The organism is Candidatus Rubrimentiphilum sp., from assembly GCA_035710515.1.
Classification (GTDB): domain Bacteria; phylum Vulcanimicrobiota; class Vulcanimicrobiia; order Vulcanimicrobiales; family Vulcanimicrobiaceae; genus Rubrimentiphilum.
In genome coordinates this window covers 1-20277 of the sequence record DASTDE010000005.1, presented here as the reverse complement: position 1 = coordinate 20277, position 20277 = coordinate 1, and the positions used below count along the sequence as shown (strand labels likewise).

27 protein-coding genes are annotated in these 20277 nt (G+C 60.5%); 13 read left to right on the top strand and 14 right to left on the bottom strand.

From position 1 onward, the window contains the following. The 6 genes from VFO29_12910 to infA form a co-directional block, all read right to left on the bottom strand. Positions 1-1013: hypothetical protein (locus VFO29_12910; protein ID HET9394409.1), on the bottom strand; the 1013-nt coding region annotated here is incomplete at its 3' end. 36 nt (positions 1014-1049) lie between these two features. Then, positions 1050-2417, bottom strand: a complete 1368-nt coding sequence (gene dnaB, locus VFO29_12905) for a replicative DNA helicase (GenBank protein ID HET9394408.1) — start codon at positions 2415-2417, stop codon at positions 1050-1052. Between the two features lie 9 nt (positions 2418-2426). Then, the gene (gene lonC / locus VFO29_12900) at positions 2427-4382 is read right to left on the bottom strand and encodes a Lon family ATP-dependent protease (GenBank protein HET9394407.1); all 1956 of its coding nucleotides are present in this window, start codon (positions 4380-4382) and stop codon (positions 2427-2429) included. Beyond that, positions 4379-4831, bottom strand: coding sequence for a 50S ribosomal protein L9 (gene rplI, locus VFO29_12895; protein ID HET9394406.1), 453 nt, complete (start codon positions 4829-4831; stop codon positions 4379-4381). Before rplI ends, lonC begins: the two co-directional genes overlap by 4 nt. Before the next feature lie 4 nt (positions 4832-4835). After that, the gene (gene rpsR, locus VFO29_12890) at positions 4836-5093 is read right to left on the bottom strand and encodes a 30S ribosomal protein S18 (GenBank protein HET9394405.1); all 258 of its coding nucleotides are present in this window, start codon (positions 5091-5093) and stop codon (positions 4836-4838) included. Between the two features lie 86 nt (positions 5094-5179). Then, complete coding sequence (gene infA / locus VFO29_12885; protein ID HET9394404.1) at positions 5180-5464, bottom strand: translation initiation factor IF-1; 285 nt, start codon at positions 5462-5464, stop codon at positions 5180-5182. A gap of 261 nt (positions 5465-5725) precedes the next feature. On the opposite strand from infA, the gene VFO29_12880 reads away from it, so the two are divergent. Then, entirely contained in the window at positions 5726-6031 is a 306-nt protein-coding gene (locus tag VFO29_12880) for a zinc-ribbon domain containing protein (GenBank protein ID HET9394403.1), read from the top strand. A gap of 51 nt (positions 6032-6082) precedes the next feature. Continuing rightward, positions 6083-8734 carry a hypothetical protein gene (locus VFO29_12875; GenBank protein ID HET9394402.1) on the top strand — a complete coding sequence of 884 codons (2652 nt, stop codon included), beginning with the start codon at positions 6083-6085 and terminating at the stop codon, positions 8732-8734. Here the strand turns inward: VFO29_12875 and VFO29_12870 are convergent. Further along, positions 8731-9864: an MBL fold metallo-hydrolase gene (locus tag VFO29_12870; protein HET9394401.1), complete on the bottom strand. Its 1134-nt coding sequence runs from the start codon at positions 9862-9864 to the stop codon at positions 8731-8733. The genes VFO29_12875 and VFO29_12870 overlap by 4 nt on opposite strands. 82 nt (positions 9865-9946) lie before the next feature. On the opposite strand from VFO29_12870, the gene VFO29_12865 reads away from it, so the two are divergent. Then, positions 9947-10213, top strand: coding sequence for a high-potential iron-sulfur protein (locus VFO29_12865; GenBank protein ID HET9394400.1), 267 nt, complete (start codon positions 9947-9949; stop codon positions 10211-10213). Here VFO29_12865 and VFO29_12860 read toward each other — a convergent pair whose 3' ends face one another. Beyond that, complete coding sequence (locus VFO29_12860) at positions 10214-10633, bottom strand: cupin domain-containing protein (protein ID HET9394399.1); 420 nt, start codon at positions 10631-10633, stop codon at positions 10214-10216. Positions 10634-10682: 49 nt separating this feature from the next. Here VFO29_12860 and VFO29_12855 point away from each other — a divergent pair, with 49 nt between their 5' ends. From VFO29_12855 to VFO29_12830, 6 genes are read left to right on the top strand one after another with little or no spacing between them, the layout of a single operon-like run. Beyond that, positions 10683-11798, top strand: a complete 1116-nt coding sequence (locus VFO29_12855) for a hypothetical protein (GenBank protein ID HET9394398.1) — start codon at positions 10683-10685, stop codon at positions 11796-11798. After that, positions 11795-12091, top strand: coding sequence for a MoaD/ThiS family protein (locus VFO29_12850; protein ID HET9394397.1), 297 nt, complete (start codon positions 11795-11797; stop codon positions 12089-12091). The genes VFO29_12855 and VFO29_12850 overlap by 4 nt, the downstream gene beginning before the upstream one ends. A gap of 53 nt (positions 12092-12144) precedes the next feature. Continuing rightward, positions 12145-12474 carry a metalloregulator ArsR/SmtB family transcription factor gene (locus tag VFO29_12845; protein ID HET9394396.1) on the top strand — a complete coding sequence of 110 codons (330 nt, stop codon included), beginning with the start codon at positions 12145-12147 and terminating at the stop codon, positions 12472-12474. Next, positions 12471-12926 (top strand): SRPBCC domain-containing protein, encoded by a 456-nt coding sequence (locus VFO29_12840; GenBank protein ID HET9394395.1) that lies wholly within the window; start codon positions 12471-12473, stop codon positions 12924-12926. Before VFO29_12845 ends, VFO29_12840 begins: the two co-directional genes overlap by 4 nt. Continuing rightward, on the top strand, positions 12923-13300 hold the full coding sequence (locus VFO29_12835) for a VOC family protein (protein ID HET9394394.1): 378 nt from the start codon (positions 12923-12925) through the stop codon (positions 13298-13300). Before VFO29_12840 ends, VFO29_12835 begins: the two co-directional genes overlap by 4 nt. A 41-nt stretch (positions 13301-13341) precedes the next feature. Continuing rightward, a complete protein-coding gene (locus VFO29_12830; protein HET9394393.1) occupies positions 13342-13653 on the top strand; it encodes a hypothetical protein in 312 nt (103 codons plus the stop codon). Positions 13654-13662: 9 nt separating this feature from the next. Here VFO29_12830 and VFO29_12825 read toward each other — a convergent pair whose 3' ends face one another. Next, on the bottom strand, positions 13663-14637 hold the full coding sequence (locus tag VFO29_12825) for a hypothetical protein (protein ID HET9394392.1): 975 nt from the start codon (positions 14635-14637) through the stop codon (positions 13663-13665). Between the two features lie 136 nt (positions 14638-14773). Here VFO29_12825 and VFO29_12820 point away from each other — a divergent pair, with 136 nt between their 5' ends. After that, positions 14774-15439 (top strand): type II CAAX endopeptidase family protein, encoded by a 666-nt coding sequence (locus VFO29_12820; GenBank protein HET9394391.1) that lies wholly within the window; start codon positions 14774-14776, stop codon positions 15437-15439. A 9-nt stretch (positions 15440-15448) separates the two neighbouring features. Here VFO29_12820 and VFO29_12815 read toward each other — a convergent pair whose 3' ends face one another. Both VFO29_12815 and VFO29_12810 read right to left on the bottom strand, forming a co-directional pair. Then, positions 15449-16021, bottom strand: coding sequence for a hypothetical protein (locus VFO29_12815; protein ID HET9394390.1), 573 nt, complete (start codon positions 16019-16021; stop codon positions 15449-15451). An 11-nt stretch (positions 16022-16032) separates the two neighbouring features. Continuing rightward, complete coding sequence (locus VFO29_12810) at positions 16033-16698, bottom strand: hypothetical protein (protein ID HET9394389.1); 666 nt, start codon at positions 16696-16698, stop codon at positions 16033-16035. A gap of 72 nt (positions 16699-16770) precedes the next feature. Between VFO29_12810 and VFO29_12805 the strand changes: the two genes are divergently transcribed. Further along, entirely contained in the window at positions 16771-17481 is a 711-nt protein-coding gene (locus VFO29_12805; protein ID HET9394388.1) for a hypothetical protein, read from the top strand. On the opposite strand, the gene VFO29_12800 is transcribed toward VFO29_12805, so the two are convergent. After that, complete coding sequence (locus tag VFO29_12800) at positions 17478-17855, bottom strand: DUF1801 domain-containing protein (protein ID HET9394387.1); 378 nt, start codon at positions 17853-17855, stop codon at positions 17478-17480. The two genes, VFO29_12805 and VFO29_12800, sit on opposite strands and share 4 nt — an antisense overlap. Before the next feature lie 97 nt (positions 17856-17952). Between VFO29_12800 and VFO29_12795 the strand changes: the two genes are divergently transcribed. Next, the gene (locus VFO29_12795) at positions 17953-18288 is read left to right on the top strand and encodes a hypothetical protein (GenBank protein HET9394386.1); all 336 of its coding nucleotides are present in this window, start codon (positions 17953-17955) and stop codon (positions 18286-18288) included. A 1-nt stretch (position 18289) separates the two neighbouring features. On the opposite strand, the gene VFO29_12790 is transcribed toward VFO29_12795, so the two are convergent. Then, positions 18290-19342, bottom strand: a complete 1053-nt coding sequence (locus tag VFO29_12790; GenBank protein HET9394385.1) for a hypothetical protein — start codon at positions 19340-19342, stop codon at positions 18290-18292. A 112-nt stretch (positions 19343-19454) separates the two neighbouring features. Here VFO29_12790 and VFO29_12785 point away from each other — a divergent pair, with 112 nt between their 5' ends. Beyond that, entirely contained in the window at positions 19455-20000 is a 546-nt protein-coding gene (locus VFO29_12785) for a hypothetical protein (protein ID HET9394384.1), read from the top strand. Positions 20001-20072: 72 nt separating this feature from the next. Here the strand turns inward: VFO29_12785 and VFO29_12780 are convergent. Then, on the bottom strand, positions 20073-20277 hold a 205-nt coding region (locus tag VFO29_12780), incomplete at its 5' end, for a hypothetical protein (GenBank protein ID HET9394383.1).

Below are 20277 nucleotides of genomic sequence, written 5' to 3'. Positions count from 1 at the left end.
CGCGGAGATTCGTCCGATCCGAGCGGCGAATCGGAATCTGCGATCCAATCTCGGCCGACAAAGTGCAAGAGGCGACGTCCGCCATTCAGCAACATCCAGTTGCCGTCTTCCGAAGTCCAGGCATACGAGGCGGGAGCGAAGCGCCGCCGCTCAAAGGGTCTTGTCCCGGCAGCCCCAACGCACCGCGCGTCCACAGCGCCCATGTCATTTATTGACGGTGTGTAGTGCGTGCAGTCCCGGGGCGCGTACCACGTGGCACCGAGACCGTTTCCGATTGCATGCAATCTTACGATGTAACCTACGGCTCCGAGCGCGTAATCACTGTGCCGCGACATACCGAGATTCGTAATTTCAAGATTTCGGTTGAACCGCCACAGGGGATAAAGATTCCCTGAGAGGTCGAGCTTGGAGAGCGTCGCGGCGAAGTCCATGCCCACAATCCCGTAAAGCTGGCCTCCGAGGTTCGTGAGCGTCGTAATGTTATGATCGAAGTCGGTGTGCCCGACCTCTTGCCAGAGGCCCCCACTAAGCGCGAATCGATGAATCCGCAGGGGCTTGAGAAACCACGGGGACGCGGATCCGGTAGCGGCAAGTACTTCATTTCCGAACGGAAGCAAATCATCTGTAGGGCCACCGAGCAGCATTCGCCCCACGGAGCCGTCTGCGCTAAACTGCCATAAAGCGCCGCCGAATTCACCATGGTAGTACGAGAGAAACCAAACGTCCTTAAAATGCAGCGACGAAGTCGGCTGCGTTCCGTAGTAGCCCATAGTGGCAGTGTCTATCTGCGGAGCGAACGGAAGCGCCGAAGGGGTTGGCCTAGCGTCAGCTACTTCCAGGTTGTCGCCTTTAAAGCGGACGCGCCATGATCTCGAACCAAACCGCGACGCGTTCAAATCGCTGATCGATGGCGGAGGAATTCTTACGAAACCGCGCTCAAGCGGAGTCCAAGTCGCAGCCGCTGCCGGCTGAGCAACGATCGCGGCGAATATTACGGCGAAAAATGCGCGCATCACCGCGTCAACGACGCGCGGGCAGTGCGCGTGACCCTAAACTGCCGCGGGGTAGTGCGTTTCGTCGCCGTACGGCAAGAACAGCGTGTATTCGCGTTGGAAGCGGAGCTTCACGGTGCCGGTCGGACCATTGCGGTGTTTGGCGATGATGAACTCGGTGAGATCCGGTTCGGCGGCTTCTTCTTTGTAATACCCTTCGCGATACAGGAACGCGACGACGTCCGACTCTTGTTCGAGGGAGCCGGAGTCGCGCAAGTCTGCAAGCATCGGACGCTTTTCGGCGCGCGTCTCGACCGCGCGGTTGAGCTGTGCCAGCGCGATGATCGGTACGTTCAGATCCTTCGCCGTCGTCTTGAGCGTCCGGCAGATGTCTGAAAGCTCTTCATTGCGGTTGGCATTGCGGCTCAAAACGTTCGGACGCAGCAGCTGCAAATAGTCCACGAAAACCGCTGACAGTCCGGGTCCAGATTTTAGGCGCCGGCAGCGGCTGCGAATTTCGGCGATTGAAAGCGCGCCGGAATCGTCCAAATAGAGCGGCAGCTCGTTCAGCACGCCCATCGCGTCGGAGATCTTCTCCCAGTGATGCGGCTTGATGTTGCCGCGCCGCATGTCGTGCATGCTGATGTGCGCCTCTGCGCAGATCAAGCGCTGCACGATCTCGTCATTGGACATTTCGAGCGAAAAGAAAGCGATCGGCTCGGTCTCCTCGCGCGCCGCCGCGACCGCCATGTTGAGCGCGAACGAGGTCTTGCCCATGCCCGGACGGCCGGCCACGATGATGAAATTGCCCGGCTGGAAGCCGGTCGTCATCTCGTCCACGTCGTGGAAGCCCGAGGTCAGGCCCGTGCGGTCGCCCCGGCTATGGAAGAGTTTGTCGATGTTCTCGAACGCGGGTTTAAGCAGACGGCTGACCGGCACGAACTCGCGATGGAGCTGCCGGCGGCCAATCTCGTAAACCATCTGTTCGCTGCGGTCGAGGGCGCCTTCGACGTCCTCTTCGTCTTCGTAGCCGTACTGCGTAATCTGCGTGCCCGCGTGAATCAATCCGCGCAACACGGCCTTTTCGCGCACGATCTTGGCGTAGTATGCCGCCGAAGCCGCCGTTTGCACGGTGTCCATCAACGATGACAGATATGAAATGCCGCCAACGTTGTCGAGCTGATCGCGACGCTTCAGTTCTTCCGCGATCGTGATCTTGTCGAGCGGCTCGCCGCGATCGTACAGATGCGTGAGCGCGGCATAGATCGTCTCGTGAACGTGCGCGTAAAAATCTTCGGGGCGAACGATCTCGCCGACGGCGCCCATGATCTCGCGATCGACCAGAATCGAACCCAGCAGCGCCATCTCCGCCTCGAGATTTTGCGGAGGGATGCGATCGATCGTGGGCAGATTTGTAAGGGTCATGAGCGGGTTCTAGGTACTCCGCCGCCCCACAAGCGCTTGCCTTGTGGATTTCTTGTGGAGAGCCAAAGCGGTAAATGCCTGCTCGACAGAGGCGATCGGAATCACTTCGATTCCGGCCAGGCTGCGATCGATTTCACGCACGTTTTCCTTTGGAACGAGAATCGCTCGCATGCCCGCCTGCCGCGCGGCGTAGAGTTTCTCGACGATGCCGCCGACCGGTCGTACTTTGCCTTGAATCGAGAGCTCGCCCGTCATCGCGACGTCCTGCGGCAGCGGCGTCTTGGTCAACGCCGAGTAGAGAGCGAGAAATATGGCCAGGCCGGCCGAGGGGCCGTCGATATTGCCGCCGCCGATCACGTTGATGTGCAAATCGTAGTTGGCCGTGTCCAGACCGGTGACTGCGCGCAGCACGGCGGCCGCATTAAAGACACTGTCTTTGGCCATCTTGCCGGCGGCGTCGTTAAAACGCACGGACCCTTTGCCCGGTGCGCCGGTTGTAAAAGCGACAGCTTCAATCTCGATAATGCTGCCTAAATAATGGAGCACGCCCAGCCCAAAGGTCTTGCCGATTTCTCGGACGGGACGCGCGCGCACAAGCGTGTGCGGCACGAGTCTGCCGGCCTGCACCACGCTGCGAACGTGCTCCTCGGTGATCGTGACCGGCGCCGATTTGGCGCCGCGGCGCGGGCGTTTCGCGTGATAGATGGCCTCGCCATAGGCATCGGCGACGATCTGCACGGCCTGCCGCCCCTCGATGGTATAAGAAGCGATCAGCTGCGGAACGCGCCGTTCGGCCTTCGCGCCGAGGCGTTTGATCGCGCCGCCGACGATCGCGACGATCTGCGCTTGCGTAAGCGGTTCAAAGTAAACCGCCGCGGCGCGCGAGCGGATCGCCGGATCGATATCTTCGGGTTCGCGCGTCGTGGCGCCGATGAGGATGAAATCTGCCGGCGCGCCCTCGCGGAAAAGTTTCTTTATGTACGCGGGAACGTTGGCGGCGCTTTCATCGTAGTACGACGATTCGAATGTCACGCGCTTGTCTTCCAACACTTTGAGCAGCTTGGTCTGCAGCAGCGGATCCATCTCGCCGATCTCGTCGATGAACAGCACGCCGCCGTGCGCGCGCGTCACCATGCCGAGTTTCGGTTCGGGGATGCCGCTATCCGCAAACTCACGACGGCTGCCCTGATAGATGGGATCGTGAACGCTGCCCAGCAGCGGATTGGTTGTCTCGCGCGGATCCCAGCGCAGCGTCGTGCCGCTGGCTTCGATGAAGGGCCCCTCTTTGGCGAACGGCGTGTAGGCGCGCGACTTCGCAACTTCCAGGGCCAGCCGCGCGACCGTCGTCTTGCCGACGCCGGGCGGTCCGTACAGGATCACGTGCTGGGGGTAGGGCGACGAAATTTTGGCCAGCAGCGAACGCACGGCCGCGTCTTGTCCGACGATCTCTTTCAGCGAGTTCGGGCGCATCAGTTGCAGCGCCGAGGCCGCCAGTCCGCGGCCTTCGAGCTGCTCGAGCTCTTGGAGCTTCTTCTGCGTGGCCGGGGTTTCGGGGCCCGCGTCTTCGCGCAGCGCTTCCAGCTTCAGATCCTTGAGGTAATCCTGGTGGCGCTCGATCATCTTGGCGTTGATCTTGTGCTCGATCGAATCTTCGACGTTCTTTTGTGCGATCAGATCGGCCAGTTGCTCTTCGATCTCGCCCAAGACGCGCCGGCTGTTGGCGCGGCCTGTGACGCGCTCGAGCGTCGGGTCTTCGAAGACCAGCCGCTGCAGCGCGCACAGACGATCGGGCAGCGCGCCCGATCGCATCATCTTCAAGGCGTTCATCTTCCCTGCGCGCAGCACCAATTTGTCTGCGCCGATCGTGTTGGCAAGTACGTCGTACAGCGCCGACACATAGCGGCCCATCTCGTCTTCGCTGCCGAATTTACGGCGAAACCGGACGGCGTACGGATTCTCGCTCACGCCGGCTCCGCGACCACGTCCACCGTCGCTTTTGCAACGACGCTCCTTCCGAGTCGAATCTCGATCGGATAGGTGCCCACCGCTTTGATGGCCGTCTTCATCTCTATCTTATGTTTATCGACCGGCACCGAGAACGTCTGGGCGAACGCCCGAGCGACGTCGGCAGTGGTCACGGCGCCGAAGAGTCTGCCCGTCTCGCCCGCCTTGGCGCGAACGACGACCGGCTTGCTCTCCAACAGCGCGGCCAGTTCCCGAGTTTCGGAGAGCGACTGGGCTTCGCGTTTCTCGTGCGCCGCCTTTTGCTCGCCGAGCACCGTCAGCGCGCCCTTGCTGGCTTCGGTGGCCAGCTTGCGGGGCAGCAAAAAGTTGCGCGCGTAGCCCTCGGCTACGTCGACAACTTGCCCTTTTTTGCCGAGCGCTTTGACGTCGCTCAGCAAGATCAGGCGCATGACGTTATTCGGTTACGAAAGGTAGGAAAGCGATGATGCGGGCGCGCTTCACGGCGACCGTGAGCAGCCGCTGATGCTTCGCGCAGTTGCCCGAGATGCGCCGCGGCAGAATCTTGCCGCGCTCCGAAACGTATTTCTTCAAACGCACGACATCCTTATAATTGATGTCGATGGCGCGCTCCGTGCAGAAATTGCACGGCTTCTTTTTTACGCGGCGATCTTTGACGACGCGTTTCGTCTTGGTCTTGGTTTTGGGAGGCATGAAGTTTCCTTTACACTAGGTGGTTGCGCCGGCCACGAGGGCCGGCCTAGCGAAGTGACGCGGCTAGTCCGCGCCACTGCCTGTAGCTATATCCGGCGAGGCTCTCCCGCCCGGTAGCGGTAGACGATCCGGCCCTTGGTCAGGTCGTACGGAGAGATTTCCAGTTCGACGCGGTCCCCAGGCAGAATCCGGATGCGGTGCCGCCTCAGGCGGCCGGCAATATGGGCCAGCACGGTATGCGAGTTTTCCAACTCAACCGAGAAGCTGGCGCTGGGGAAAACCTGCACGATCGTGCCGAAAACCTCGAGGGGTGCCTCTTTGGTGGCACTCGGCTTCCGGCGCTCGAGCGGTTGCTTGGAGCGGGTTCTCAACGGTAAAATGTCCTTTCCAACAGGCCCAGCCGACTTCTACGGGAATAGCCGCGTCTGGTAGCGCGAACCGACCCAAGTTCGCGTCACCCCGGGGCTCGCCCTTGAAATCGTTTCCGGCCTACTAGTGAAACCTTCTTGACCCGCAAAGCGTTGCAACCTAGTGTTATCAGGTTTCGAAGTCCGCATGGTCTACGTTCCAAGTACTAGCGAGTCGGATACCAAGAATAACTAGCAAACTAACTAGGAGACTCGTTAAAGAATATGTACTCAGATGAAACGCTGACCTGCGTTGATTGTGGACGTCAGTTCACGTTCACGACCGGTGAGCAAGAATTTTTCGCCAGCAAGGGCTTTACCAATAAGCCGAATCGCTGCACCGACTGCCGCGCAGCCCGCAAAGCGGGACGCTCGGGTGGCGGCGGCGGTGAGGGCTACGGCCGTCAGCGCGAAATGTTCAAAGCGACTTGCAGCCAGTGCGGCGGCGTGGCCGAAGTGCCATTCCAACCGCGCGGCGACAAGCCGGTATACTGCCGCGACTGCTTCGCGCAGCGCCCCAGCTACCGCTAAAGCACTTCTCCCACAAGGGAGAGTGACTCGCTAAAATAAAGGGCCGCATTCGTGCGGTCCTTTCTTTTGGCCGCGGCGGTTATCGCCGTTGTGCTGTTCGGGGCTCGGCCCGCTCTTCAAGCGCTCGAAGGATCGACGCGCAACAATCCCTGCGGCCGCGCCCTGCCCGTTCCCGCGGCGCTGCGCCTGCCGAGCTACGTCCCTTCGGGTGAGCCTACCGCCATCGAGCACACGATGCTCGACTATCTGGCGTCGTACCGCTATCGCGATCTCGGCTGGTGCGTCGACAAGAGCCTGCGCGACACCGGGCCGTACATTCACCATCTCTCGTACGGCGTGCATCCCACCGTGCGGATCTACTACTCGCCCGAAGTGATGGACTGGCTGCGCAACGGCCGGCGCGGCGTTCCGCGCGACGGCGCAGTGATCATCAAAGAACAATATCCGCCCAATCCCGCGATCGCATTTGCCGGAAAGACCGACGCGCAGTTGCGCCCGACGGATTGGACGATCATGATCCGCCGGTCGTCCGCTTCCCACGACGGATGGTTCTGGGGCGAACTCTACGTCGGCATGTTCGGTGCTCAGAACGCGGCCGGAACGCAATACCCCACCGCGGGGTTCGGGACGTACTGTTTGCGCTGTCATGCGTCGGCCGAAAAAGCGTTAACCTTCGCTTCGCTGGAGAACATTCAGGGGTATCCGGGCAAGCCGATAACCTATTTCATCGACAACTCCTGGCGAACGAAATCCCCCGGCGCTGCGAACGAGGCGGCGCCGCAGCGAACGCCCGAGCCGCTGGCCATTCAAACATTCCCGCCTGAATCGGTCGACACTTACCTCGCTCGAGCGCACGGCACGCATGTTTTTATAACGTCCGATCAGTGCATGAGCTGTCACGGCGCGTCGCTCAAAAAACCGTACGGTCCGGTGATGGCGGTGCGCGGAGTCAATCTCTCCGAATATGGCGAGTGGCGCTGGTCCCCGATGGCGCTGGCCGGGCGCGATCCCGTTTTCTACTCCCAGCTGGAAAGCGAACTCGCGTATCTCGGAACGATCGCGAACCCGCACGCGCGCAACGCGATGCAACAGCAGATCACCAATGTCTGCATGACGTGCCATGGCGTGATGGGCAAACGCAGCTTTGCGATCGATCATCCGCACCTCGCGTTCACACCGAAGATGATCTTCGACACGACTCCGACGCATGTGAGCTATCACTACGGCGGGTTGGCGCGCGACGGCATCAGCTGCACGGTCTGCCACCATATCGTCGAGACCAAAACGCCCGCGGGTCAAACGCCGCTGGCCTACTTCTTAAATCACAAGATCAACGGACTGTACGACCTTGGGGCGCCGGAAAAGCTCTACGGGCCTTTCAAAGATAACGTTATCGTCACGCACGCGATGAATACCGCGCTCGGCGTCAAGCCGCATTATTCGCCCTACATCACGTCGTCGCGATTGTGCGCGAGCTGCCACACGATTAACTTACCGGTCATCAATACCGCGCACTCGCCTCCGACGCTCACGACCGGGCACAACGTGGAACAAGCGACGTACCTCGAGTGGCTGAACAGCCGGTACCAAAACGAATACGGCGCGTTGCCGGGCGCAAAGTCGTGTCAGGATTGCCACATGCCGGCGGGCATCACCGACCCCGGGCGCGCTTTAGCCCTCACCCACATCGTCACGAAGATCGCGCTCACGCAAGATAACAGCGCCCCGGAAACAACGCATGCGGCGTCGTGGAACGACCTGAACGTGCGCGTGCGCAAGACGGGCTTCCGCCGCCACGAGCTGCTCGGACTCAACGCGTTCTTGATGACGCTCTTCAAGCAGTTCCCCGACGTCATGGGCGTGCGCACTACAGACTTTATGACGGGTACTTCGGATAACCTCACCGATGCGATCGCGCACGCGGTTCAACAGGCGCGCACGTCGACCGCAAAAGTGTTCGTGCGAACGCGCGTCAGCGGGCGCAAACTCGTTGCGGACGTCGAGGTGATCAACCTGACCGGCCACCGCTTCCCGAGCGGCGTCGGATTCCGCCGCGCGTTTCTGGATTTCGAAGTCCGAGATGCCGCCACGCCGGGCGCGGCGCCGATCTTCGCTTCGGGCATGACGGACGGCCAGGGCAGAATCCTCGGCGTCAACGGCGAGCCGCTACCGACCGAGTTCTTCCAGACTATTCCTGGGGGCAACGAGTTCCAAGACCACTTTGACGAGGCGCATCCGATTACGCGTCCCAATCAAGTGCAGATCTTCGAAGAGCTGATGCGCAATCACACCGGGCACATTACGATGTCGTTCATTCAGCGGGTTCAGGACGTCAAGGACAACCGGCTTCTGCCGCAGGGCTGGACGAAGACCGGCCCGACGCCGACGATGCCGGAGTACTTCTTGCACGCGACTTATCCGCACGGACGCGCGGCAGCCGATCCCCGCTATCGCGACGGCAAGGGCCACGCGATCGTGCGGTACATCGTCACGCTGCCGGCGGGCGTCGATCCCAAACGCATCAGGGTCAGCGCCGTTTTGTACTACCAGTCGTGGGAGCCGTATTACATCGCGGAGCGAGCAACCGGAAACGGAACGGCGGCGCAGCGTTTCGCCGCGCTGATCCATCACGTCGATCTGCGTAACACGGCGTTGGAAAACTGGAAGATCCGGATCGCCGGAGCTTCAGCCAGAGTGCGCTAAGCTTTCGCCGGCGAGAGCGCGCACTGGTTCATTCCGATCTCCAGCTCTTGCGCACGCTCCGGCGACGCCGGTTCGCCGAGGTTGATCTTTCGTATCTCGGCGTAGGCGGGCGGCTGACTCGTCTGCGACACGCGCTGCTCTACGCCTTCCACGAAAGCGTCGCGATCGGCGATCGCCGCAGTGGCAAGCAAATCGCCTAGCCGGCGTTCGCAGGCGCCGCGCGAATCAAACTGCGCCGCGGATGCGGCGTGCGCAGGCAGCACCACGGTGTGCGGATCGAGCTTACCAAGCACGCCGGAGAGTGAATCGTACAAGTACTGAGTCCACTCGCGCGCTTTGTTGCCCAAATCGGGCCGGCCGACGCCTTCCGGCAACAGTGTGTCGCCGCTGATCAAATAGCGGTCGTTGACCAGCAGTGCGGTGCTTCCGAGCGTGTGTCCAGGAACCGGAAGTGTCAGTACGCGCACTTTGGTCGCGCCGATCTCAAATTGCTTGGGCATCGACTCGCGGCGCAGCGCGCTGCCTTCCGCATCTTCGTCAGCCAGATGGTAGCCCGCGCCGGCTCCGCTCGAAAGCGCCGCGCCGCCGGAAAGATGGTCGGCGTGCAAGTGCGTGTCCGCGACGGCTGCGACGCGAAAACCGTTGCGTTCGGCGAATTCCTGATAGATTTCGCCGTAGCGCGTCGTATCGACGACCAGCGCCTGCCCGTCCGATCGCACGATGTATGAGAGACAGCCCTTTGCCGGGCGCACGACCTGATAGATCGCGAACCCGTCGCTGTCCGCATTCAATCGAACGACGCGATGATGCGCCGACCACGCCATCATCCCGCCCTCGATGTTGATCGCATTTTTTCCGCGCTGGCGCAGCACGCCGGTAACGTACTGCGACGACTGTCCGCGAGCACACAACACGTATATCGAAGCTGCGTCCGGAACGCGTGCCATTGCTGCGTCCTCATCTTCGACGAATTCGGAGTACGGCACGTTCGCAAAAGCGGCCATGCCCGGACCCTCGGGCCGCCAGCGCTGCGAATCGGGCGCGTTGCGCGCGTCGAGCAACAGGACGCCCGCGTCGTTTGCGCCTTGCAAGAGGCGATCGAAGTGGGCGATATCAACGGAGTGTTCCATGGCTTCCCCCTGGAAGGTCTTTTTCGAGGCGGTTAAGCAAGTTTCCGTACCCGCCTTTTTTCGCTAGGAGGATTCAGAACCCATGGATCGTTCAAGCAAGAACGTCACGCGCGGCGACGCGCTCAAACAGTTGATTGTCCTGCCGGCCTTAGCCGGAATGCTGGCCGCCGGCTCTCTCGGGGTCGCCGATGCGACCGACAACAAGAAGCAGTTCAGGTATCAAGACAAGCCCGGTCCGCACGGCCAGAAGTGCTCGGGGTGCCACTTCTTCGAGGCGCCGCACGCATGCTCGATCGTGCACGGCAAGATAAGCCCGAACGGCTGGTGCATCGCCTGGCGCAAGAAATAGTCAGTCCTTACAGAGCTGCGGAGCTTTGTAGACCTTAGGCTCCCAGCCCGGCGTCTTGGGATTGGTGTCTAAAAACTGAACGTCGAGCAGGACCGCGCCCTTTGGCCCGGGCGTGACGTCGTGATAGATTTCCGCGGGAATCACGATCGCGCGATTGCCCGTCATGACGGTTTTGCGCCCGTTGGTCGTATCGGTCGCCGACCCGGAGAGCAGATACAAAATCTCGCCGAATTTGTGGCGATGCTTCGTTGGGGCAAAATTCGGCGCATACGTTTGCTTCAGCACCCGGAACGTGACGCCGGGAGCGCCGGCCAACGTTTGCCGGTGCGCGAGCGTGATGCACGAGAAGCCCGGATACGCTTTCGCCCCCGGCGCGGCAGCGATGAGGACGCCCAGGATCATCAGAGCAGTGACAGGCACAAGAGACCTCCGATAGAAACGGGACACTGCCCGCGATAAGGAGTGAGTGATGAGTGCAGTTCGAGTTTTGGTCGGCACGCGCAAAGGGGCCTTCGTGCTCACCTCAGACGGTAAACGCGAAAAGTGGGACATCGCCGGTCCGCATTTTGCCGGCTGGGAGATCTACCATATAAAAGGTTCGCCCGTCGATCAGAATAGACTGTACGCCTCGCAGAGCAGCGGCTGGTTCGGTCAGGTCGTCCAGCGTTCGGACGACGCCGGCAAGTCGTGGGAACCGGTTGGAAACCAATTCACGTACGACGGCGTTCCCGGCACGCACCAGTGGTACGACGGGACGGCACGTCCGTGGGAGTTCAAGCGCGTCTGGCACTTCGAACCGTCGCTGACGGATCGGGAGACCGTGTACGCCGGCATCGAAGACGCCGCGCTCTTTCGCTCCACCGACGGCGGAGCGAACTGGCAAGAGCTTTCAGGTTTGCGCAACCACAAAACGGGATCGTCGTGGCAGCCGGGCGCGGGCGGGATGTGCTTGCACACGATTCTCCAAGACCCGAAGAACCCTAAACGCATCTTCATCGCGATCTCCGCCGCCGGCGCATTCAGGAGCGACGACAGCGGGGAGACGTGGCAGCCGATCAATCAAGGCTTGCGCTCGGAGTACATTCCGGATCCGAACGCCGAAGTCGGCCATTGCGTGCACCGCATCGCCATGCACCCGTCGCGGCCCAACGTGCTGTTCATGCAAAAACACTGGGACGTGATGCGCAGCGACAACGGCGGCGACTCCTGGCAAGAGATTAGCGGTAACCTGCCGACCGATTTCGGCTTTCCCATCGAAGTGCACGCGCACGAGCCGGAGACGCTCTACGTCGTTCCGATCAAAAGCGATTCCGAGCATTTTCCGCCCGACGGCAAACTACGCGTCTACCGCAGCCGCACCGGCGGCAACGAGTGGGAAGCGCTCACGAAGGGCCTGCCGCAAAAGGACTGCTACGTCAACGTCTTGCGCGACGCCACCTCGATCGATTCGCTCGATTCGTGCGGCATTTATTTCGGCACGACCGGCGGCCAAGTCTACGCATCGGCCGACGCCGGCGACAGCTGGAACGCCATCGTGCGCGATCTTCCGCCCGTGCTTTCGGTGGAAGTCCAGACGCTGGCATGATCCGCGTGGTGCTGCCCGCGCACCTGCGCACGCTCGCGCATATCACGGGCGAGATGCAGCTCGATCTAAACGGCCGGGCTACGCAGCGTTCCGTCCTCGACGCAATTGAGGCGCGTTATCCGATGCTCAGCGGGACGATGCGCGACAGCGTCACGCACAAGCGGCGCCCGTTTATCAGGTTCTTCGCCTGCGAAAAAGATCTCTCACACGATCCGCCCGACACGCCCTTGCCCGACGCCGTCGTCCAAGGCTCCGAGCCGTTCTTGATAGTCGGCGCCATCGCGGGAGGGTAGCCATTCGCGGCCATTGACAGCGCCCGTTTCCGGGCGTATAAATATATAACCAAATGGTTAACAATACTTCCCGGCTGGACAGCGTCTTCTTCGCACTGGCAGATCCGACGCGGCGCCGGATCCTCGAAAGACTTGCGCGCAGCCCGCTAACCGTCGGCGAGATCGCCGCCGGATTTCACATCTCGCAACCGGCGATATCCAAGCACGTGAAAGTCCTGGAAGAGGCCCGCTTACTCTCGCGCGCCATTAAAGGGCGCGTGCATTACTGCAAGATCGTTCCAAAGACGATGCGCGACGCCGAAACCTGGCTGGACCGGCAGCAGCGCTACTGGAACGCAGCACTCGACAACCTCAGCACCTATTTGGAGAAAGATGTACGATGAGCGACACCAAAACACAGGCGGCTCCGCGCCTGGTCATACGACGGAAATTCGCAGCGCCACGCGAGCGCGTGTGGGCGGCGTGGACGCAGCCCGAACAAATGAAGCAGTGGGCCGGTCCGGGCGAAGTTACGACGCCCGAAATTGAATCCGACTTGCGTGTCGGCGGCGCATACCGGATCGTGATGCTCAGGCCCGACGGCGAGCGCTGGCCGGTTCGCGGCGTCTTTCGCGAAGTGAGCGAACCCGAGCGCATCTCCTACACCTGGCGCTGGGAAGAGGACTCGCCCGAGCTCGAGCACGACACGCTCGTGACTGTCGAGTTTCACGATCTCGGAAATGAGACGGAACTGGTGCTCACGCACGAGCAGTTCGCCGGTGAAGAGTCGCGCGACGGTCACGAAAGCGGCTGGAACAGCGCGCTCGACAAACTTGGGGAGCTGGTTTCGCGATGAGCCAAGCCGCCATTCGCGTCAAGGGTATGGATTTGAGCGGCTATATGGTCAAAGACGCGCCTCGCGCGATCGCGTGGTATCGCGACGTCCTCGGACTCGAACCCGCGCGGGTTTACTCCGAGGACCGGGGCGCGGAATACGACCTTCCCGACGGTACGACTTTTGGCTTATGGGGCGGGGGCGGCCGGGTGATGCCGTTTCAGCCCAGCAACGGCATCCTCTTCGCCGTCGACGATTTCGACGGCGCCGTATCGGCGATCAAGGCTCGTGGCATCCCGATTGAGATGCAAAACGAGACGCCCGCCTGCTTTATGGCCATGATCAAAGACAGCGAAGGCAATTTGGTCGTCTTGCACAAGCGCAAGGTTACCTAGCGCAACCTTTTTCGCTCCCATCGCGTTATGGGACGTGAATCATGTTGTTATTGGATGAGCCCGTTGCTGTTTTGGAAGGGGACAAGGGTCCCGAGCCGATCTACGGAGGTTATGAAAACCGCCGCGGCGAGATCTCGCTTTTTGCCGAGAACACCAACTATCGCGTTAATCTCAAGAATAGAACCGTGCAGCAACGTCCGCCGCTGAATGACGGCGCGCAGGCTCGCTACGACGCCGCGCGGCCGGGCGAGGCCTTCGAGTGGGGGCGCGTCAACTTCCGCCGGCTCGACCATCCTGAAATCGCGGAGATCTGCTCCTCGGGCACGTTCCGCGTCCGCCCCAAATTTATCTAACTTAACGCCTCACGTTCCGGGGATTGGCGTCGCGATCGTCTGCGGCACTCCCAGGTGCTGTGGCGATCGAAGTTGCGTCTTCGGCCCTCGGACGATCGCAATCGGCGTCGCCTTTCCTCTTGTTCCGGAAGCCGCAAATTCGTAGAGGGCGTTCTGCGATGCATCGGCTACGGTCAAATTGTCGGCTGCATCGAATGCTAAGCCGGACGGACGAAGCTGGCCCGTCACGAGCGTCAACGTATTGATCGGGGCAACGTCTCCGGTCGCGCCTGCCGCAAACTCCAGGACGTTGCGGCCTCCGGTGTTTGCAACCCAGATGTTTCCCTTGGAATCCAATTCGAGTTGGGCCGGTTCTCGCAATCCGGTCTTCTGTCCCATTATCAGCTGAATCGGCGCAACGTTGCCTTGGCTGCCTTTGGCGAATACCGCGATCGAGTTCGAGCTGCGGTTTATCACATAGATCGCTCCACTGCGAAAGGCGTAGTGCAAACTGTACGGCTGGTGCAGATCCGTTTTCGCTCCGGCCAGACGCAGGACCGGCGCGACGTTGCCGTTCGCACCGGCCGCGAATTGCACAATCGAATCGTTGCCGGAGTTGGCAACCCAGATGGCATTGCTCGTTTCGAGTTGCAGCGCTGCTGGGGCATTGAGCGTCGTCTTTGCACCCGCGATCACGATGGTCGGCGCAACGTTGCCGCCGCTGGAATTCGGATAGCCGGTGATCGAGTTGTTTCCGCGGTTTACGACATACAGAACGGATCCGACGATCGGCCAGACTTGGGTTGGCCGGTTTAATCGAGTTTTCGATCCGCCCAGTATCCGCACGGGCGCGATGTTCCCGCCGAGGCCAAGTTGGAATGAAGCGACCGTGTTGGACGCCTCGTTAGCAACTTGGACGATCGAAGTCGCGCCGGGTGTCGGCGCGACCGAGTTTGACGTCGATGCGGCCGCGCATGAGGCCAGCACAAGCGCAGACAGAATCATAAACGGCGTTTTCAATTCGCTGTAACCCCCATTGAGCGGCAGCCTTATGGCCTCGGGCCCAAGAACCCCCTGCCGCCGCCCTGCAGAAACAAGCTCGGGGGCACGGGCGTACCGGATTTAGGAAGCCTACGCACTGATGACATCGTTCTCCGCCGATCGTTTCGCCGCGGCCCTGCGTGGATTCGGGCCGCTCGGAATCGTCGCGGTTCTTCTCGTCCTTTTCAGCCCAAACGGTTTTGTCGGCGGCGTTCTCGTGCTCGCGTGGGCGCAGCTGTCGCGCACGCCCTGGCGCGAACTCGGCTACGCGCGGCCGAAGAGTTGGATCGCCACCGTGGCCATCGGGATCGCCTTCGGCGTAGCGTTCAAGCTCGTCATGAAGGCCATCGTCATGCCGCTGCTCGGGGCCGATCCGGTCAATCACGCGTATCATTACGTGGCTGGAAACCCGGCCGCGCTGGCGGCCATGGCGCTCGTCGTTACGTTCAGCGCCGGCTTCGGCGAAGAGACGGTCTACCGGGGCTTCTTATTCGAGCGCCTCGGTAAACTGTTCGGATCCGGCACCGCTGCAAAGGGGCTCATCGTGGTGCTCACCGCCGCGTGGTTTGCTCTGATGCACTACGGCGGCCAAGGAATTCCCGGCGTCGAGCAAGCCGTTGTCACCGGGCTTGTGTTCGGATCCATTTTTGCGGTCACGGGCCGAATCTGGATGCTCATGATCGCGCATGCAACGTTCGATCTCACCGCGCTCGCCCTCATCTATTGGAATCTCGAAACGAATGTCGCGCACTCCATATTCAGGTAGCGCGCCTTCTTATTTCAAAACGGGATAATAGATGGATATGAACACGATCATGAACGCGGCAAGCACGAGCGGCGCCAGGACCTGAACTAACGAGCTTTTTCGCAAAATGAGGGCGGCGGCCGGCGGCAGCAGCATCGAGACAACGAGCCCATTCTGGTTCGCCCAGTTTTGAGCTCCCATACCGCCGACGATCCAGTTCAGAACCAAGGCAGCAACGACGGTTGCCAGCGCGACGGCGATATACGTGGGGCCCTGAAGCTCGTGGAACTCTTGCAAGTTCACGACTCCGTCGGCATTGAAGTCGGGCGATACGAGCGCGCAGTCGAGATAGACCAATACACTAAACGAAAATAGGATTCCGATCACGGCCGCACTCATTCTCACCGCATTGTGAAAGTCCCAGAGACTTACCCAATTGCCAATCACGAGAAGCAACGCCGCTATCATCCACAGCGCTTGAGGCCAAGAAAATACGATCGTGCGCCGGTGACGGATCATCCGAGCTGCCGTCATCAAGAGGTGCGACAACGCCAACGCGTAGACGAACGAAAAGAACAGTAAGATGAAATCGAAGGCTCTCATAGCCGGCCGCCCTAACGCGGGACAACTTCGCTGTAGCGCACGCCGGGCGGCGCCACAAAAAGACTTGCGTCATTGGCTAGGCCGGTTGAATACACGTCGTAGTGGAGGGTCATTACTAAGGTGCCCTGGTGATAATATCGCGCGAACGCCGGCGTGCTTGTTCCGGATTGCTCCAGAATCTCGATAGCTTCCGTCCCGGAGGTCACGCGGTAGACGTCAAAACGGCTGCCGCCGATCTGCTCGGTCCGGGCGGGCGTCAGAGAATTTGCCGCGATAAAATCCGCCTCGCAGCCGAATTCCAAGTCATCGAATTTCGCCGGGAATCCGGGCATTCCATAAAAGATCGGGGCCTTTGCGTAGAACGTCGGGCCCGGGTCCACAATGTGCTTGCCGGTGTTGTCGTAAAGATTCGCCATCCAAATATTCGGCTCAGCCGTGACCATAACACCGTGGATCCCGTTGACAGAATCGACGGCCTCCTCCACGCGCATTCTGTCGCTGCCGATGCGATAGAAGCTTTTAGGTTGCGCGTTGAAAGACCCCGCCTGAACGCCGGGCGTAACGTCCGTCGTAACGATGTGAACGAGCTTCGCTGGAGCGCAGACTGCCGCGTATGCCGGACGGGCGCAGCAAAAAACAGCAACGCAGAGTATGGCGAGCCGGAGACTTTGATGCATAGTGCTCCTAATCGGGGACCCTATTCCCCGATGCCTGCCGGATTTCACGACTAGGCACCAAATAGGTCGCGTATGACCATACCAGCGCCCAGCTTGCGTTTCGGTCGCCAGGTGTTTGGAGCCGCTGCGGTGGCCTCCGGCATCATCATGCTGGTCTGGCCCGATCATAACGCTCTGTTTACTTATGCCGCGGCGGCTGCCCAGATCGTAGGCGGCATTGCCATTCAAGTCCGTCAGAGCGCAAAAATGGGCGCCGTCCTCCTCGGCGCGGTTTATCTGATTTTCTCGCTCCTGCTCGTCCCGCCAATCATCGCCACGCCTCGGGTCTTCGATCCGTGGGGCAATTTCTTCGAGCAGTTCACGCTGGTAACGGGAGCCGCGATCCTTTACGCGTGCTCTTCATCTCTATGGACGCCGGAAACGGTGAAGCGGATCGGCCGCATACTCCTGGGCATCAGCACTGTTTCCTTTGCCCTTTATCAGGCCGTCCATCCTGACTTCACGAGCAGCCTGGTTCCGAAGTGGCTGCCGCCAAGTCAGATGTTTTGGACCGTAGCGACGACGATTGCGTTCGCACTCGCTGCAGCGGCCCTGCTTGCGAATCAGATGGCGCTTCGCGCGACTCGGCTGCTTACCGCGATGCTCGTGATCTTCGGCCTGCTGGTGTGGGTACCGCTACTTATCTCCAATCCGCGTAGCCATTCGAACTGGAGCGAAACCGTGCTGACGTTCGCGATCGCCGGCGCCGCATGGATTCTCGCCGATCTGCTCGGCGAACGTTAGGAGCGCTTCGGTCGTTTTTTCGTTTTGGCGCTTGATTCGTTGAGCATCACCGCCGCGCGAATAAGAGCCTTTAAAGCCTTTTCGTTGATCTTCTCGCCTTCGTGAATGTCGATGGCGCGTCTGACGTTGCCCTCGAGGCTCGAATTGAAGAGCTTTGACGGGTCTTTCAAGGCGGCGCCTTTGGCAAACGTCATCTTCACGACGCTCTTGTAAGTCTCGCCGGTGCAGATTATTCCGTCGTGCGACCACACCGGAACGCCGCGCCACTTCCACTCCTCGACGACGTCGGGATCGGCTTGTTTGATGACTGCGCGAATGTGGGCGAGCGTCTTGCCGCGCCAATCGTCCAACTCTTTGATCCTCGCGTCAATCATCCGCGACGGCGACTTTGCTTTCATATCGAGGATTACGGCCATGCCAAGTGCCGGCCCCTGCCAGGACGGTACTGGGCGCATCCGGAAGCGCTGCGTCATGAAGAATCTTCGCTTTGGGCTATTGGCTATTGTGGCGCTCGTCGTGGCACTGCCCGCCGTCGCGCTTGCCGACGGCCTCTACATTACCGGCGTAGATCCGCTTCTTGTGAAGAATGCCGGCGGATGCAAGAAAGTGGATTCCGCGGTCGTTCGCTGCGGCATAAGACACGGACAATACACGTACGTCTATTTCGAAGCGCAGCGGCCGAAATTCGAGCAGTGTACTCTCTCGGTCTCCCGGGGGCCGGGTGAACGATGGCATGTCGACGCATCCCCTTGCATAGCCAGATGGAATGGGGATCACGTCTATATCTCCGTGCCGAAAAGGCGATAATTCAGTACGCGAATAGCCACGCGGCGTTAAGCGTACGCGTGGTCTGCGGCTGCGTTTGGATGACGTCTTCCAGCGTCCATCGCGCGCGATTATACGGGCGGTAGCTCAACGACAACGTCGTTGAACGCATGAAGCCGTCCGGCCCGTTAAGGCCATCGTAGCGCGCTGTGCCGATCCATCGATCGCTGAACGCCCATTCTTCTTGGAGATAACCGCCGCTTGAGGATGCGGCATCGCCGAGCCCAAACGGGCTGCGGTCGGTGCCGGTTTGAAGCAAGAACGACGTTTGCGCCTTGCCCGCCGTACTGGTCAGCGCAACTCCACGACGAACAAAATCATCCGTCACCGATCCCAATATCCGTTCGCCGCGATACTGATATGTCCAAAGCGAAAATGCGGCCGGCCCGACGCGCGCTGATAGCATCGTGTCGCGGTCTTTCATGGCCAAAACGCGAACTTCCGCAAGGCGGTTGCCGAAGCCGGCATTTAAACCGATCCGGTCGTCAAACAAGTTGAACGAATTGTCGCCCACAGTTTGGTCGAAGATCGCGTAGTGGTTCTCAGTCGGACGCAGCGTTTCCGGATCGTTCGGCAGCGGCAGCGTAAACTGACCGAGCTGAACGTCAAGCACGGGCGCTCCGGAGCCATGCCAAGAACTCAGCGGATCGCTTTTATATTCCAGGAATGCATCGCGCGTGCGGCCAGGGCGGCCGCCGTCAACCCAATATTGCTCTACGCGATACGCCAGGTGCTTGCCGACCGGACCAAACGACAGGAATTCGATCTCGTCGACAACGGCCTTCGGCAACCCGGTTGGATCCGCTGCGCTCGTGTAGGCGAGATTTATTTTCATGGCAATTGGCACGGTGCCGCGCGCCGGGGTCGCCGCCGGCCACCGGTAGCCCGAATCCCGAAAAGCCTGCCCGAACTTGTTCAGCTGCGGAACGGTGGTGTGGCAAGCCTGACACGAAAGCCCGTACTGGCGGGCAAACACGGGGATTGCCCCGGCGCCGGCCGGCCGCAAGCAGAGCAAAAGAACCGCCGCAGCTGCCACCCCGAGGGCTCTTCGTCGTGAAATAGGCTCCCCTAACACATGAGTTAGGTACTCCTAAATCGGCTTCCCTACCTCTAGGGACATGTCGAAACTTTGGCCGGATTGAAAGTCTATGAATAGGAAGGTAGCCGGCGTGAAGTTCTTGGCGAGTACAGTATTTGTTACGGCTTTGGCATTGGTGTCGCTCATCGCGCCGCCCGCGCAAGGAAAACAGGCCGATCCCACGCCCACCAAACTCCTGGATCACTTGGCAGGCCGCTGGGTCATGACCGGCAGACTTGGCGCACACTCAGTCACGCACGACGTGGACGTTCAATGGGTGCTCAATCGCGAATACATCCGGTTCCACGAAATCTCGCGGCCGAAAGCTATCCCGCCTTACGAAGCCATCGTCTATATCACCTGGAACGCAAAAACGAACCAATACTCGTGCCTCTGGTTGGATAGCACGGCGGCGGCGGTAAACTTTCAGCCCGTCGGCTACGGGACGCCGGTGGGAAACTCGGTACCCTTCGTCATTACGTTTTCGCCGCACGAATCGATCCACACGACGTTTGCGTACGATGGAAACCGCGATCGCTGGCACCTAACGATCGACGATGTGACCCAAGGCAAGATGAGCCGCTTTGGTGACGTGCAGCTTACCAGAAGAAAGTAATGGCGGGTTACGAACCCCGCTGGCCAAGGGCTCGGATTGGATCCGAGCCCTTGGCTTTTTGCTAGTGCGAGATTAGTAGATGAACTGCGTGGAGGGCGACGTCGCGATGTCCGCTTGTCCGCCGGCGCCGACAATCGTCGGCGTTTGCGACGTGTTGCCCGGAGGCGAAGCTTCGAACATCGGATAGTCGAAGGTGGCTGCGTAGATCCGGTACGTGTTGCCCGTGGCAATCGTCCGAGTCTGCGTCGCCGCATTGTTTTGACAACCCGTTCCAGCC